The sequence below is a fragment of the Pelomonas sp. Root1444 genome, from assembly GCF_001426885.1.
Lineage (GTDB): Bacteria > Pseudomonadota > Gammaproteobacteria > Burkholderiales > Burkholderiaceae_C > Pelomonas.
Map to the genome: position 1 here is coordinate 259,724 of NZ_LMFP01000028.1, position 14,984 is coordinate 274,707.

A 14,984-nucleotide genomic window follows, 5' to 3' on the forward strand; every position below is an offset into this window, starting at 1 on the left:
CCCATGGCAGTCTCCGTCTTCGACCTCTTCAAGATCGGCATCGGCCCGAGCAGCTCGCACACCGTCGGGCCGATGCGCGCGGCACGGTTGTTTGGCTTGCGGTTGCAGCATGACGGCCTGCTGCCCAACGTCGCCCGCGTGCAGGTCATCCTTTACGGCTCGCTCGGCGCCACCGGCAAGGGCCACGGCAGCGACAAGGCCGTGCTGCTGGGCCTGGCGGGGCACGAGCCGGACACCGTGGACATCGAGGCCATCCCGCTGCTGCTGGCCGACATCCGCGCCGGCCACCTGCAGATCCTCGGCCAGCACGCCGTCACCTTCGACGAAGCGCGCGACCTGGTCTTCAAGCGCCGCGAGACCCTGCCCTTCCACGCCAACGGCATGCGCTGCATCGCCTTCGACGCCGACGGCGCCGAGATCGCCAACCGCGTCTACTACTCGGTCGGCGGCGGTTTCGTCGTCAGCGACGAGGTGGCGGCCGACGGCAGCAAGCAAAAGGTCATCGCGCCCGACACCACCGTGCTGCCCTACCCCTTCAAGTCGGGCGACGAATTGCTGGAGCTGACCAAGCGCCACGGCATCTCCATTGCGGAGTTGATGCGCCGCAACGAATGCCATTGGCGCACGGAGGCCGAGATCGACGCCGGCCTGATGAAGATCTGGGACGTCATGCAGGCTTGCGTGACGCGCGGCTGCAAGACCGAGGGCGTGCTGCCCGGCGGCTTCAAGGTCAAGCGCCGCGCGGCGCAGCTGCACCGCGACCTGACCGCCAACCCCGAGGCCGCGCTGCGCGACCCGCTGCAGGTGATGGACTGGGTCAACCTCTATGCGCTGGCCGTCAACGAGGAGAACGCCGCTGGTGGCCGCGTCGTCACGGCGCCCACCAACGGCGCCGCGGGCATCGTGCCGGCCGTGCTGCACTACTACACGCGCTTCGTCCACCACGCCACCGACCGTGGCGTCGTCGACTTCCTGCTGACCGCCGCCGCCATCGGCATCCTTTACAAGGAAAACGCCTCCATCAGCGGCGCCGAGGTCGGCTGCCAGGGCGAGGTGGGCGTGGCCTGCTCGATGGCTGCGGGTGCGCTCTGTGCCGTCATGGGCGGCACGCCCGAGCAGGTGGAGAACGCCGCCGAGATCGGCATGGAGCACCACCTGGGCCTGACCTGCGACCCCGTAGGCGGCCTGGTGCAGATCCCCTGCATCGAGCGCAACGCCATCGCCTCGGTCAAGGCCATCAACGCGGCGCGCATGGCGCTGCGCGGCGACGGCACGCATTTCGTCAGCCTGGACAAGGTCATCAAGACGATGCGCGACACCGGCGCCGACATGATGACCAAGTACAAGGAAACCGCCCGCGGCGGCCTGGCCGTCAACATCGTCGAGTGCTGAAGCGGCCATGTGCCTCGCCGCGTTCGCGCTGAACGCCCATCCGCGCTTCCCGCTCGTAATCGCCGCCAACCGTGACGAGTTTTTCGCCCGCGCCGCGGAGCCGATGTGCTGGTGGCCGGACCGGCCCGACATCCTGGCCGGTCGCGACCTGAGCGCTGGCGGCACCTGGTTCGGCCTCACGCGCGCCGGCCGGCTGGCGCTGCTGACCAACGTGCGCGAGCCTGGCCGGCAGAACCCCGACGCACCCTCGCGCGGCGCCCTGGTCGTGGACTGGCTGCGTGCCGCCGACAGCGCACCGGCCTTCGCCCAACGCCTGGCCGGCGGCTATAACGGCTTCAACCTCGTCACCGCCGATGTCGGAGGCAACGCCTGGCACTGGATCGGCAACCGCCACGCTTGGGCCGTGCCGCTCGCGGATGGCATCCATGGCCTGTCCAACGCCGCCATGGACACCCCCTGGCCCAAGACCGTCGCCCTGAAGGCCGAACTGGCGCTGGCGCTCGCCACTGCGACGTCGGCAGCGCAACTGGCCGATCAGCTGCTGGGCGCTCTCGCCGACGCCACGACAGCACCCGACGCCGCGCTGCCGGACACGGGCGTGGGCCTCGATCGGGAGCGCCTGCTGTCGGCGGGCTTCGTCCGCATGACGGACCCGTCCAGCCCCGGCATCGCGCGCTACGGCACGCGCTGCTCGACGGTGCTGGTTCGCGAGGCCGGTGGTGCGACGAGCGTCATCGAGCGCACGGTCGCCGCCGACGGCCGCTGGCTCGCGCCGGTCGTGCACAGGCTCGCTGGCTGGCCCTGAACGCTGCGGCCTCGCAGCGCCAAAGTATTCACGCAATGCGGCTGATTCAGCCCGCTGCTTGACCGCAGTCAACCTTGCGGCGCTCCGGCATTGGCGTGCCGATCGATGGCTTCTAGAGTGGACGCGTCGGGGCCTTGAGGGCGCCGGAAAACGCAGACCGAATCCACCGTCTTGGAGATGACCCATGCCCGTACCTTCCGCCGAACACCCCTGCTGGCAACGGCTTGCAAGCGGCGCGCTGACGCGCATGAAGACCCAACACCTGGGCACGCAGCTGATGATCAAGCGGCTGGAGCGCAGCACCGACGCCCCGGCCGCCAAGGCGCGCGAAATCCACGCGTTCTTCTCGAAATGGGAGCGCGCGCTGCCCCATGAAGTGCAACAACTCTCGACGCTCTGAACAAGGCAATCCCATGAACACGCTGACCAGCATCCAGAGCGCCGCGGAACTCATCCGCCAGGGGCGCACGCTCACCATCGCAGGACCTGAAGAGTCGCTGGACCAGTTGCCGCACGGGCAATGGATCGGTGGCACCTGCTCCTACTTCATGTTGCCCGAGGGCGGCACCAGCGACGTCGAGGGCAAGGTCTTCGTGACCGACCTGACGGATGTCGGCGCCTGCACCGTGCGCGCCTACGACGAGGCGCAGATCGGCCGCATCCACGACGAGGTGCCGGAGAACGGCTTCGCGATCGCCATCGTTCCCGCGGGCAGCGCGTCGCTGACCCGCTATGCCTCCGAGGTGCCCAACCATCCGCTGGCGTTCGAACGCCCGGTGGCGGGCTGGGTCGCGGGCGTGCGGCTCGCCGACATCGGCCAGGCGAGCGCGAAGGTGTACGACGGCAAGACCGGCAACAAGACCGACAACGGCGTCGTCGTCGTGCATGTCACGCTGCCGCCGGAGCGCCTCGCCACCATCGACATCGTCAACCTGTTCGACGCCGGCGATGGCGACGTACTGACCTTCGACGAGATCGGCATGCACGTCCGGCACTGCCTCGTCAACGGCGAACGCGTCGACTTCGCCAGCTACCTGCGCAGCAGGGGGCTGGACGACGGCAAGCTGCCGCTGGTGGGCGACTTCTCGGGCGCGGCCATCAACGCGTCGATCCAGCGCGTCAACGACACGTCCGTGGACTTGTATGCGCCGGTGTTCCCGCAGGTCGCGTATCGCTTCGCCAAGCCGGTGGCCGGCCACGCCGCCGCGCTGCGCGAGCGGATCGCGGCCGCGCCAAGCGGCGGGCAGGTGTTCTCCTGCAACTGCATCCTGAACTATGTGCATGGCGAGCTCGAAGGCCAGGCGATCGGCGGCGTGGCCGGCCCGATGACCTTCGGCGAGATCGGCTATCAGCTGCTGAACCAGACGCTGGTCACCCTGCGCGTGCTCTAAGCCACGGCCGGCCTCCGGGCGCGTCGAGGCCGGTAACAAACGCCTTGCGGCGGCGGGCCACAATCCCCCGCCGTGACAGCCGCCGTCGTCGCCCTCCGCCGCCCGCCGCCCGACCCGCGCCAGTTGCAGCGCTGCCTGCTGCTGGCCGTGCTGCTGCACATCTGGCTGGTGCTGGTCTTCGGCAACGCCACCGGCACCGCCGCGCCCGGGCAGGGCGTGTGGGGCAGCCTGACCGTCAAGCTCACGGGCAAGAGCGGCGGCGCACCGGGCGCCCCCCCCGGCGACCCGACGCGTGAACCGCAGGACAACGGCGCGCCCACCAACGCGCAGCGCCAGGGCAGCCAGGCGCGCCCCACCCCGCCCGCCCCTGCGGCCGCGGCGGAGACCGGCGCCGCCGAAGCAGGCCGCTGGAACCCGCTGGATGTGCCACCCGAGGCGGCGCGCACCGAGGAGGTGTCGCCCACCCCGCCCAGTCCGGCAACGCTCGCCCTGCCCGAGGGCTTCCGTCCCATCGAGCGGCAGGACCTCAGCCCGCCGCCGCGCCGCGCGCCTTCGCAGTTGCCGGCGCCGGAGCTGCCCACCACCGCCGTCGGCCGCCTGGAGACGCGCCCCGACGCTGCCCTGGCGCCTTTGCAGCCGGCCGCCAACCTGCGCCCCCCCGCCCGGCCGGCCGAACTGCCCACGCTGCCTGCCGAGATGCCCGCGCCGGTGAGCCGCCTGGACGCCGCGCCCGCGGCCCCTGCCGCCGCCACGCTGCCGCGGCCCGCCGAACTGCGCACCGCGCCCGCGCCGGCCACCGCAGCGCCCAGCGCCGATCTGCCGCCGCCGGTACGCCGGCTCGAGGCGCCCGCCGACACGAGCGTCGCCACGCCCCTGCCCCGCCCGGCCGAGCTGCGTGCGGCGCCGGCCGCCATCGCGCAGCCCGAGACCGGCGCTGCCCTGCCCGCACCGGTGCAGCGCCTGGAAGCGCCCGCCGCGGCTGGCACCGCCGTCACCCCGCTAGCCCGCCAAGGTGAGCTGCGAACGCCCAGCGCCAGCGTGGCAGCGCCCGCCCTGCCCGGTGCGCAGGACCTGCCCGCACCGGTGCGCCGGCTGGAGGCCGCCGACGGCGCCAGCGGCGTTGCCCCTTTGCAGCCGGCCCCCAGCGCACGCAGCATGCAGGCGCCGCCGGGGGGCTCCACGCTGCCCGAGCTGTCCGGCGCGCTACCCGGCCAGGTCAGCGCACCGGCCGGCCCGGCGCGCGGCGATCCGAACGCCAACCCCTACGCCGCGCCCAAGGCCTCGGCCGGTTCGCCGGAGGCGGGCCCGCGCCTGGGCCCCGACCTGCCTGTACCGCCTTCGGCCGCCGCCAGCGCGGTGCGTGCGCCGCTCAACCTCTCGCTGCCGCGCGGCGGCGACATGGCCTCGCGCCGCGGCCCTGGCCTCGTGGACCTGTTGCCGCCGCCGCCGGAGCGCAAGTCCAAGCTGGAGCAGTCCATCGAGGACGCCGCCAACAAGGACTGCCGCAACGCCTACGCCAACGCGGGCATCCTCGCCGTCGTGCCGCTGGCGGTCGACGCGGTGCGCGGCAAGGGTTGCAAGTGGTGAATGCCAGTCAGGCCAGCATGGCCTGCAGTTCCAGCGCGTTGTGCAATGCCGCGCCCGAGGCCGTGTTGTCGAAGATGCACCAGCACGCCGCGCTCTTCGGCCGGGCCTGCAGCGACGCAAGCCGGGCGCGCAGCCAGTCCTCTTCGTAGGGCGACCAGTACAGGCGCGGCGAACCGTGCCAGCGGCAGTACGCCAGGCGACGGTGCACCACCGGCTCGTCGGCGCCCGGCCATTTGGCCGGGTCGACGCCGGCGCGCGCGATGCCATGGTCACGCAGCATCCGCACGGCCTCGGGCGTGAACCAGCTCGCGTGGCGAGGCTCGCAGACGATGGCGCCACCGTAGGCCGCCCTTGCCTGCTCGAAGAACCTCCCGGCCACCCGCGCATCGCAGGCCAGCGACGGCGGCAACTGCACCAGCAGCACGGCCCATTTGCGCCCCAGCGCGCCTGCCTCGCCGACGAAGCTCGCCAGCGCCTCCTGCACGCCGTCGAGCCGGGCTTCATGCGAGATCTGCTTCGGGCACTTCACCGCGAAGCGGAAATGCGCCGGCGTGCTCGCCGCCCAGCGCTCGTAGGTCTGCGGGCGGTGGCTGCGATGGAAGGACGAGTTGATCTCCACGCCGTTCATCACGGCCGCATAACGCTGCAATTGCGAGCCTTCAGCCGGAAATCGGTCGGCCACCGCGGCGGGGATGGACCAGCCGGCCGTGCCGATGAAGGCGCGTGCTGGCGCTGGGTGCGTGCTGCTCGGGTCAGGCATGCACGAAGGCTAGGGCCGCGCCCGCGCCGGCCGCGTCGGACAACGACGCGATTGCGTGGCCGGGCAATCCGTCAAGCGCTCAGCGCCTTGAGCAAGGACGCTGGCGAGGCAGGTCGGCTCCTTGAGCATCCATTACGCTGCGCGACGCACAGCCCGTGCCGCGGCGTTCGACCCGCCTGCCCGTCGACTCCAACCATTGCAAAGCGATGAAGCTTCCCATTTCAAGCTGGCTGGCCCTGGCGCTGGCGATCACCGCCCCCGGCCTCAGCCAGGCGCAGATGCCCGACACCGTCCTCTTCGGCGTGGCGTACTACGACGAATACACGCCGGAGGACCGCCTGGCGCGGGACGTGGCGATGATGAAGGCCGCCCACATCAGCGTCGTGCGCATCGCCGAATCCACCTGGGGCACGCTGGAGCGGCAACCGGGCGTGTTCGACTTCAGCCATGTGGACCGCGTGCTGGACGCCATGCACAAGGCGGGCATCAAGGTCATCGTCGGCACGCCGACCTACGCCATCCCCACCTGGCTGGCGCGCCAGCATCCCGACGTGCTGGTGCAGCGCCCGAACGGCGTGAAGGCGCAGTACGGCGCACGCCAGAACATGGACATCACCGACCCCGAGTACCGCAAGGCCTGCGAGCGCGTCATCGTGGCGCTGGTCAAGCGCGTGAAGGACCACCCCGCCGTCATCGGCTACCAGGTGGACAACGAGACCAAGCCCTACGAGACCAGCGGCCCCAACGTGCAGGCGGCGTTCCAGCAGTGGCTGCGCAAGCGCTTCCCCGACCTCGACCAGCTCAATCACGCCTTCGGCCTGAACTACTGGAGCAACCGCGTCAACCGCTGGGAGGACTTCCCTTCCGTGAACGGCTCGATCAACGCCAGCCTGTCGTCCGCGTTCGCGGAGTTCCAGCGCGGGCTGGTCACCGAGTTCCTCGCCTGGCAGGCCGCGCTCGTGCGCCAGCACGGCCGCAAGGACCAGTTCGTCACGCACAACTTCGACCTCGACTGGCGCGATGGTTCCTACGGCGTCCAGTCGGTTGTCGACCACTTCGAGGCCGCCAAGGCGTTGGACATCGCGGGTGTCGACATCTACCACCCGGGGCAAAGCAAGCTGACCGGCGCGGAGATCGCCTTCGGCGGCGACCTGACCCGCTCGCTCAAGGGCAACCGCAACTACCTGCTGCTGGAGACGCAGGCCATGGGCTTCCCGGGCTGGACGCCCTACCCCGGCCAGTTGCGGCTGCAGGCCTACAGCCACATCGCCTCGGGCGCCAACATGGTCGAGTACTGGCACTGGGGCAGCACGGCCAACGCCATCGAGACCTACTGGCGCGGCCTGCTGGCGCAGGACTACCAGCCCAACCCGACCTACGAGGAGGCCAAGGTCATCGGCGCCGAACTCGAGCGCCTGGGCCCCCGGCTGGCCAACCTGCGCAAGCACAACCGGGTGGCCTTCTACGTCAGTAACCGGGCGCTGACCGGCACCAACGCCTTCAAGTTCGGGCCCGGCTACGACAAGGGTTACAACGAGGTGCTGCGGTCGCTGTACGACGCGCTGTACCGCATGAACGTCGAGGTCGACTTCGTCCACCCTGGCACGCAGGACCTGTCGGCCTACAAGCTCATCGTTGCCCCGGCGTTGTATGCCGCCTCCGACGCAGAGATCCAGCGCCTGAACGACTTCGCCCACGCCGGCGGGCACCTGCTCTACACATTCAAGAGCGGCTTCTCGGACGAGAACGTGAAGGTCCGCCATACGCAACAGCCCGGCGCGATCGCCGGGGCGGCCGGCGTGAAGTACAGCCAGTTCACCGTGCCCGAGGACGTGTCGCTGGCCGGCGACCCCTACCAGGTCGGCCAGCCGGCCAACAGCGTGCGCTGGTGGATGGAGCTGCTGACGCCCACCACCGCCCAGGTGCTGGCCCGCTACCAGCACCCGGTTTGGGGCAGCTATGCGGCCTTGACCCGCAACCGGCATGGCGCCGGCGAGGTGACCTACATGGGCTTCATGCCCGGCGATGTGCTGGCCGAGAAGATCCTGGAAGAGGCCGTGCGGCGCGCCGGGCTGTGGGGCGCCCAGCAGCGCCTGCACCATCCGGCCGTCGTGCGCAGCGGGGTGTCGAACAACGGCCGGCCGGTCCACTACCTGCTGAACTACTCGGCCAGCGAGCTCACCGTCGTCAACCCGTTCGACGCCGGCACGGAACTGCTGTCGGGGCAACGCGTGGACAAGGGCGGGCAGGTGGCACTGCCGCCATGGGGCGTGGCCATCGTCGAGGAATAGCGCCTGTAACACGCGCTCGAATCCGGCGGGCGTCGTGACATATGACAACGACCGCGCGCGGACCCAAGGCTAAGCTCCTCTTCATCTCCCTTCGGCCGTCGCAATGACGGCGACCGACACCGTGACACGCCACACCTTTGCCTTGGCCTGGCTGGTTGCGCTCGCCCTGCCCGCGGCGGCCGCGCCGGCGTCCGACACCGCCGATGACGCCGCCCTGGAAGCCCTGCTCAAACGCGAGGTGCAAGGCCCCTCGCGCTATGCGCAGAGCCTGATGGATGCCCCGGCTTCAGTCAGCGTGCTGGAGCGCGAGACGTCGAACGCCCTCGGGCACCAGACCGTCGGCGACCTGCTGGCGCGGCTGCCCGGCGTCTACCTGAGCAACTCGCGAACCTACAGCGCGCTGGGCCTGCGCGGCTTCAACCGCCCGGGCGACTACAGCTCGCGCGTGCTGATGGCCGTCGACGGCCAGCGCGTCAACGACGCCATCTACGACCAGGGCCTGCCGCAGCTGGAGCTGCCGGTCATGGCGGAGTGGGTCAAGCGCGTGGAGCTGGTGCATGGCCCCGGCTCTTCGGTCTACGGCAGCAATGCGCTGCTGGGCGTCGTCAACGTCGTCACGCTCAACGGCGCCGATGCACCGGGCCTCACCGCGCAAGGCAGCATCGGCGAGCTGGGCCTGCGCCGCGTCGAGATGCACTACGGCGCCAGCGCGGCGGCCGACCAGGATCTCTTCGTCGGCCTGAACCTGCAGCGCAGCGCCGGCGAGAACCTCTACCTGCCCGAACTCGGCACGCCGGACGGCTGGGTGCGCGGCCTGGACGGCGAGCGCCAGGCCGCGCTGCTGGCCAAGCTGCGCCATGGCGCCTGGCGGTTCTCTCTGAACGCGGTGCGCCGCGAGAAGGACGCGGCGACCGCGCCCTACGGCACGCTGGCCGGCGTGCCGGGCACCACCTACAGCGACAGCCTCGTGCTCGGCGAGGTCGCCTATGACCCCGGCTGGCAGGACGACGTGCGCCGCAGCGTGCGCCTGAGCGTGGCGGGTTACGACTTCCGCGGCCGCTACGTGTTCGAGCAGGCGCCCGACCTGGTCAACAAGGACGTGGCGCGCGCGCAGTGGACGACGCTGGAGGTCCGCATCCTCTGGCGCGGCCTGCTCAACCACCAGGTGATGCTGGGCGCGGAAGTGCGCACCTCGCCCTACGGCCTGCAGCGCAACTACGACGTGGAGCCGCATGCATCGGTGCTCGACTCCAACGTCACGCAGGACTCCGCAGCCGTCTACGCCCAGGACCAGTGGCGGCTGTCGTCGGCGCTGCACCTCACCACCGGCCTGCGGCTGGATCACGTGCGTGGCTTCGCGCCGGCGCTGTCGCCGCGCGCGGTGCTGGCCTTCCGGCCCGACGAGCGCGAGTCGCTCAAGCTGATGTGGGCGCGCTCCTTCCGCACGCCCAACCTGTACGAACGCTTCTACGAGGACGGCGGCGCCACCCAGCTCAGCAACACGGCGTTGAAACCGGAGCGCGTCAACGCCGTCGAGGCCGCCTGGGAATACCTGCTGCCCAGCGGCCATGCCTTCAGCGCCAATGCCTACTACACGCGCATGAGCCGGCTCATCGAGCTGGTGCCGCTGGACGATGCCGTCGATGCGCTGGTGCAGTACCGCAACATCGGCCGGGTCAGCCTGCGCGGCGTGGACCTGGGAGTGGAGCAGCGCTCGGCCAGCGGCTGGTTGTGGCGCACGAGCGCGTCGTGGATGGACGCGCGCAACGAGGCCGGCGCGCGGCTCACCAACGCACCGACGTGGATGCTCAAGGGCCACGCCATCACGCCGCAGTGGCAGCGCTGGCAGCTGGGTGTGGAATGGAACCTGCTCGGCGCCCGCCTGGGCCGTGTCGAGGTGCCGTCCACCTCCAGCATCAACGCGCACCTGAGCTACCGGCTCAATGCGCGCCAGAGCCTGGCCCTGCACGTGAACAACGCGCTGGACCGTCGCAACCTCGACCCGGCGACGCCCGACACCGTGCTCAGCAGCATCCCGCAACCGGGGCGCACGCTGCGCCTGGACTGGCGGCTCGCACTCTGAATCCTATGCGGCACTGGCTCAGCGTCCTCGGCAGTTCGGCGCAGTCGCGCTGGGCGGCGCTGTGGATGCTCGCCTGCTGCCTGCTGCCCCTGCCGGTGAAGGCGCAGCCGGCCAGCCCCGAGTCGCTCAAGGCCGAGGTCATCTACCGCGTGCTGATGTTCGTCAACTGGCCGCCAGAGCGCGAAGTGCCTGAGCGCGGCTTGCAGATCTGCACGCTGGGAGAGGGCCGCGTCGAAGGCGCGCTGCAGGCCCTCGTCGGCCGGCCCATCCGCCAGCTGAAGGTCGCCGTGCGCCGCCTGGACCGCCCCGACCAGCACGCCGGCTGCCACCTGCTGTACCTGCCGGCGCCGCAGCCCGCGCTGCGCAGCGCGCTGGGCGACGCCCCGGTGCTGGTCGTGTCCGACGCCGCCGCCATGCTCGACCAGGGTTCCATGATCAACCTGCAGGTCGAGGACGGCCGCATCGTCTTCGACGTGGAACTCGACGCCGCACGCCGCGCGGGCCTCGTCATCAGCACCAAGCTGCTGCGCCTGGCCCGCTTCGTGCGCCACCAGACCGCATCGCCATGAAGCCGGGCTTTGCCGACGCCTTCGAACGCCTGCGCGAACTCGTCGTCGCGCTGGCCGCGCTGCTGGCCTTCGCGCTGGTGCTGAGCCTGCTGCAGTACCTGCGCCTGCAGGAACGCCAGCTCAAGGACTTGCAGACCCAGGCCAGCATCGTCGCGCAGACGGTGTCGGCGGCGCTGGTCTTCGAGAGCAGGGCCGACGCCGGCGAGAGCCTGGCGGCCCTGCAGCAGAACCCGGCCATCCTGCATGCGCGCCTGTTGAAGCAGGACGGCAGCGTCTTCACGTTGTATGCGCGCGTCGCCGACGAAGACTCGCGGCTGGACGCGCTGGCCGGCAATGCCCGCGTCGAGGTGCCGGTGCAGGCCAACGGCCGGCGCGTCGGCACGCTGGCCGTGGAGGCCAGCCGCCTGCCGATGTGGGTGGACCTGGCCCAGTTCCTCGGCGCCACGGTGGGCACGCTGCTGGCGACGGCGGGCCTGGCCTGGCTGATGGCCAAGCGACTGCGCGTGCAGATCAAGGAGGTCGAGCGCCGCACGCGCTACCTCGCGCGCTTCGACGCGCTGACCGACCTGCCCAACCGCGAGCACATGCGCGGCCTGCTGGAGCGTGCGTTGCAGCATGACGGCGGCGCGACGCTGCTCATCCTCGACCTGGACGACTTCAAGCAGATCAACGACCAGCATCGCCATGCCACCGGCGACGCCGTGCTGCAGGCCATCGGCCAGCGGCTGCGGCTGCACTGCCGGCCGGGCGACCAGGTGGCGCGGCTGTCGGCCGACGAGTTCGCGATGCTGCTGGTGCCGCGGCTGGACGAGGAGGCGCTGCGCGCCCACGTCGGGCGGCTGCAGGCCGAGCTGACGCGGCCGTTCTTCCATGACGGCCATTGGCTGCCGCTGCATGTGGGCATCGGCGCCGCGTCGCTGCCCGAGCATGCGCGCGACCCCAGCGAGGCGCTGCGCTGCGCCGACGCCGCGATGCGCCACGCCAAGCAGCTGGGCCGGGACAGCTTCCAGCTCTTCACGCCGCAGATCGGCGAGGCGCTGCGCCAACGCCTCGCGCTGGAGCACGACCTGCGCGCCGCCCTCACGGCCGGGGACCAGCTCTCGCTGGCCTACCAGCCGCAGTACGACGCGCAGCGCCGCATCCGCGGTTTCGAGGCGTTGGCGCGCTGGAAGCACCCGCAGCGCGGCTGGATCCCGCCTACCGAATTCATCCCGGTGGCCGAGAGTTCCGGCCTCATCGTGGACCTGGGCCTGGCAGCGCTCGCCATCCTGCGCCGCGACCTGGACGCCTGGAAGGCGCTCGGCCTCGTCTGCCCGCTGGTGGCGATCAACCTGTCGTGGGAGCAGTGCCGCAAGGTGCAGCACCGCGAACGCTTCCTGCAGCAGCTGAAGTCGCTGCAGCTCGGCCCCACCGAGATCGAGTTCGAGCTGACCGAGAGCGCCTGCTTCGAAGACATCGACAAGCCCGACTCCTTCGTCGTCATGCTGCAGGGCCTGGGCTATAGCCTGGCCATCGACGACTTCGGCACCGGCTACAGCTCGCTGGCCTACCTGCGCCGCATCCGCTGCCGCAAGCTCAAGATCGACCGGCTGTTCGTGCACGGCCTGTCCATCAACGCCGACTCGCGCACGCTGGTCGAGTCGATGGTGCGCGTCGCCCACGCGATGCACATGCTTGTCGTCGCCGAAGGCGTGGAGCTGCCGGCCGACGAGGCCGCGCTGATCGAGATGGGCTGCGACCTCATGCAGGGCTTCGGCTTCTGCAAGCCGGTGGCGCCGGAGCAGGTCGCGGCGCTGCTGGGCTAGATCGACGGATGCGGCCAGCCGGCCGCATGAGATTGGGCAGCACCGCTTTGCCAGGCCGCCATCCAGTGCTGCGGCGTGTGCGCCGAACCGGGGGCCAGCCCGCGCACGACACAGCCGGCCGCAGCGCCTTGCGCGGCGATGTGGGCCAGTTGCTCCGGCGCCAGCACGCCACCGATGCCAACGACGGGCGCCGGCGCCATCGCCGCCCACCAGGCCAGGTTGTCCAGGCCTTGCGGTCGCCACGGCATGGCCTTGGTCAGCGTCGGCCAGACGGGACCGCAGGCGATGTAGTCCGGCGCCCAGGCGGCGGCACGCGCCAGCTCCCACAGGCTGTGGGAGCTGATGCCCAGGCGCAAGCCGTTGGCTCTGGCTTCCGCCAGATCGCGACGGTCATGGGCGGACAGCGCAAGCAGGTCCTCCTGGCCCAGATGGACGAAGTCGACGCCGAGCGCGAGGGCGTCGCGCCAGTGGTCATTCAGGACCAGCGTGGCGCCGGGGCGGCGTGCCGATTCGACTTTCGCACGCAGGCGGCGGTGCCAATCCGCGTCCCCTTCGCTGCGCTTGATGCGCAGCTGCACGGTGCGCACCCCGGCCTCGAACAGCCGCGCCGCGTGGGCCCCGCTGTCGGTGATGGCGTAAAGGCCTCGGACCGCGGACGGGCCGGTGCGGCGTTCGGGCCAGGCCGCGGGCGGCGTCTCGAACAACGCCGGCAGCGGGCCGGCGTCGGTGATGAAGCTCGCAGTCGGCCGCACAGGGCCGGCGCCAGCGCCGGGCGCCGTACCGGCCTGCAGGCCCGACGCCGTGAGCATCTTGGCGAGGACGGCTGCATCTGCCGCAACGAAACCGCGCGCCAGTGCCGCAGCGACGCCCGTCGCAAAGCAGCAGCCGGTGCCGTGGTTGTTGCGGGCGTCGCGGCGCGGCAGCGCCAGCCAGCCGCTGGCCTGCGGGCTGTCCAGCCAATCGAGCGCCAGCGGCCCGCCTTCGTCGCCCCCGGTGATGCAGACGCTGCCCACGCCCAGCGCCTGCAACGCACGCGCCTGCGCCGCGACATCGCCCTCGCCCACCAGGCGCACCGCCTCGCGGCGGTTGGGTGTCGCGACGCTGGCACGCGGCAGCAGCTCCTCGCGGTAGGCGCGCAGCAGCGGCTCGTCGGCAAAACTCGCGCCGGTGGAGGCGCGCAGCACGGGGTCCACGACGAGCGCGACCGGCGCGCGCTCACGCAGCCGGTCCAGCCAGTGGGTGACGACGCGCAGCTGCTCGACGCCACCCAGCAGGCCGGTCTTGATGGCGGCGGGCGGCAGGTCGCCGGCCAGCGCCGCGAGCTGGGCGTCGAGCTGATCCGGCGGCACCGGAAAGATGCCTTCGACGGCGACGCTGCTCTGCGCCGTGAGCGCGGCGGCCACGGGGCAGAGGTGCACTCCCATCGCGTCGGCCGCGCGCTGGTCGGCCGAGAGGCCCGCACCGCCGCCGCTGTCCAGGCCGGCGATGCTCCAGATGACGGGCTTCTGGTTCATGCGATGAGGAACGGTCGGCCGCCCACCGGTGTGCTCGCCACCGCCATGTCCTGCTTGGCCATTACGCCGGCCTCGAAGCCCAACCGCCCGGCGGCGATCGCATGGCCGAAGGCTGCGGCCATGCAGACGGGGTCTCCGGCGTGGGCGACGGCGGAGTTCAGCAGCACGCCGTCCAGCCCCAGCTCCATCGCCTGCGCCGCATGCGACGGCGCGCCGATGCCGGCGTCCACGATCAACGGCACGCCGGGCAGGCGCTCGCGCAGCGTGCGCAGCGCGAACGGGTTGATCAGGCCCTGCCCCGAGCCGATGGGCGCGCCCCAGGGCATCAACACCTCGCAGCCTGCGTCCAGCAGGCGGCGGCAGGTCACGAGGTCGTCGGTGCAGTAGGGGAAGACCTGGAAGCCCTCCTTGGCCAACGCTTGCGCCGCGCTGACCAGCTCCCAGGGGTCGGGCTGCAGCGTGTGCTCGTCGCCGACGACCTCGAGCTTGATCCAGCGCGTGTCGTACAGCTCGCGCGCCATCTGCGCCAGCGTGATGGCTTCCTGTGCGGTGCGGCAGCCGGCAGTGTTGGGCAGCAGGTGGCCACCGGTCTCGCGCAGCGTGTCGCGGATGGCGGCGACGAAGCCGTTGTCGCCCGCCGCGGCCAGCGTGCGCTTGAGGCCCACGGTCAGCACCTGCGCGCCGCTCGCGCGCACGGCGCGGCGCAGCACGTCGGGCGACGGGTAGCCGGCGGTGCCGAGCAGGAAGCGGCTGGTCAGCGTGCGGCCGTAGAGAGTCCAGGTCATGG

Annotated in this window: 12 protein-coding genes; 9 read left to right on the forward strand and 3 right to left on the reverse strand. The window is 71.3% G+C overall.

Going from position 1 to position 14,984, the window contains the following annotated elements:
* Positions 1–3 precede the first annotated feature (3 nt).
* The 5 genes from ASD35_RS18965 to ASD35_RS18985 all read left to right on the forward strand — a co-directional run bounded on the left by ASD35_RS18965 (position 4) and on the right by ASD35_RS18985 (position 5,175).
* On the forward strand, positions 4–1,392 hold the full coding sequence (locus ASD35_RS18965; RefSeq protein ID WP_056876524.1) for an L-serine ammonia-lyase: 1,389 nt from the start codon (positions 4–6) through the stop codon (positions 1,390–1,392).
* A 7-nt stretch (positions 1,393–1,399) separates the two neighbouring features.
* Positions 1,400–2,197: an NRDE family protein gene (locus ASD35_RS18970; protein WP_056876525.1), complete on the forward strand. Its 798-nt coding sequence runs from the start codon at positions 1,400–1,402 to the stop codon at positions 2,195–2,197.
* 184 nt (positions 2,198–2,381) lie between these two features.
* On the forward strand, positions 2,382–2,597 hold the full coding sequence (locus ASD35_RS18975; protein WP_056876526.1) for a hypothetical protein: 216 nt from the start codon (positions 2,382–2,384) through the stop codon (positions 2,595–2,597).
* A 13-nt stretch (positions 2,598–2,610) separates the two neighbouring features.
* Positions 2,611–3,588: a hypothetical protein gene (locus ASD35_RS18980; RefSeq protein ID WP_056876527.1), complete on the forward strand. Its 978-nt coding sequence runs from the start codon at positions 2,611–2,613 to the stop codon at positions 3,586–3,588.
* Positions 3,589–3,660: 72 nt separating this feature from the next.
* Positions 3,661–5,175, forward strand: a complete 1,515-nt coding sequence (locus ASD35_RS18985; protein WP_056876528.1) for a hypothetical protein — start codon at positions 3,661–3,663, stop codon at positions 5,173–5,175.
* Between the two features lie 7 nt (positions 5,176–5,182).
* Here the strand turns inward: ASD35_RS18985 and ASD35_RS18990 are convergent, their stop codons facing one another.
* Positions 5,183–5,935: a DUF72 domain-containing protein gene (locus ASD35_RS18990; RefSeq protein ID WP_056876529.1), complete on the reverse strand. Its 753-nt coding sequence runs from the start codon at positions 5,933–5,935 to the stop codon at positions 5,183–5,185.
* 206 nt (positions 5,936–6,141) lie between these two features.
* On the opposite strand from ASD35_RS18990, the gene ASD35_RS18995 reads away from it, so the two are divergent.
* The 4 genes from ASD35_RS18995 (at position 6,142) to ASD35_RS19010 (ending at position 12,683) form a co-directional block, all read left to right on the forward strand.
* Positions 6,142–8,226, forward strand: a complete 2,085-nt coding sequence (locus tag ASD35_RS18995) for a beta-galactosidase (RefSeq protein WP_056876530.1) — start codon at positions 6,142–6,144, stop codon at positions 8,224–8,226.
* A gap of 103 nt (positions 8,227–8,329) precedes the next feature.
* Positions 8,330–10,309 (forward strand): TonB-dependent siderophore receptor, encoded by a 1,980-nt coding sequence (locus tag ASD35_RS19000; RefSeq protein ID WP_056876531.1) that lies wholly within the window; start codon positions 8,330–8,332, stop codon positions 10,307–10,309.
* A gap of 5 nt (positions 10,310–10,314) precedes the next feature.
* Positions 10,315–10,878: a YfiR family protein gene (locus tag ASD35_RS19005; protein ID WP_056876532.1), complete on the forward strand. Its 564-nt coding sequence runs from the start codon at positions 10,315–10,317 to the stop codon at positions 10,876–10,878.
* Positions 10,875–12,683, forward strand: coding sequence for a bifunctional diguanylate cyclase/phosphodiesterase (locus tag ASD35_RS19010; RefSeq protein WP_056876533.1), 1,809 nt, complete (start codon positions 10,875–10,877; stop codon positions 12,681–12,683). Before ASD35_RS19005 ends, ASD35_RS19010 begins: the two co-directional genes overlap by 4 nt.
* On the opposite strand, the gene ASD35_RS19015 is transcribed toward ASD35_RS19010, so the two are convergent.
* The gene (locus ASD35_RS19015) at positions 12,680–14,197 is read right to left on the reverse strand and encodes a PfkB family carbohydrate kinase (RefSeq protein ID WP_056876534.1); all 1,518 of its coding nucleotides are present in this window, start codon (positions 14,195–14,197) and stop codon (positions 12,680–12,682) included. The two genes, ASD35_RS19010 and ASD35_RS19015, sit on opposite strands and share 4 nt — an antisense overlap.
* Positions 14,194–14,982 carry a thiazole synthase gene (locus ASD35_RS19020; RefSeq protein ID WP_082580396.1) on the reverse strand — a complete coding sequence of 263 codons (789 nt, stop codon included), beginning with the start codon at positions 14,980–14,982 and terminating at the stop codon, positions 14,194–14,196. The genes ASD35_RS19015 and ASD35_RS19020 overlap by 4 nt, the downstream gene beginning before the upstream one ends.
* Positions 14,983–14,984: the final 2 nt, after the last annotated feature.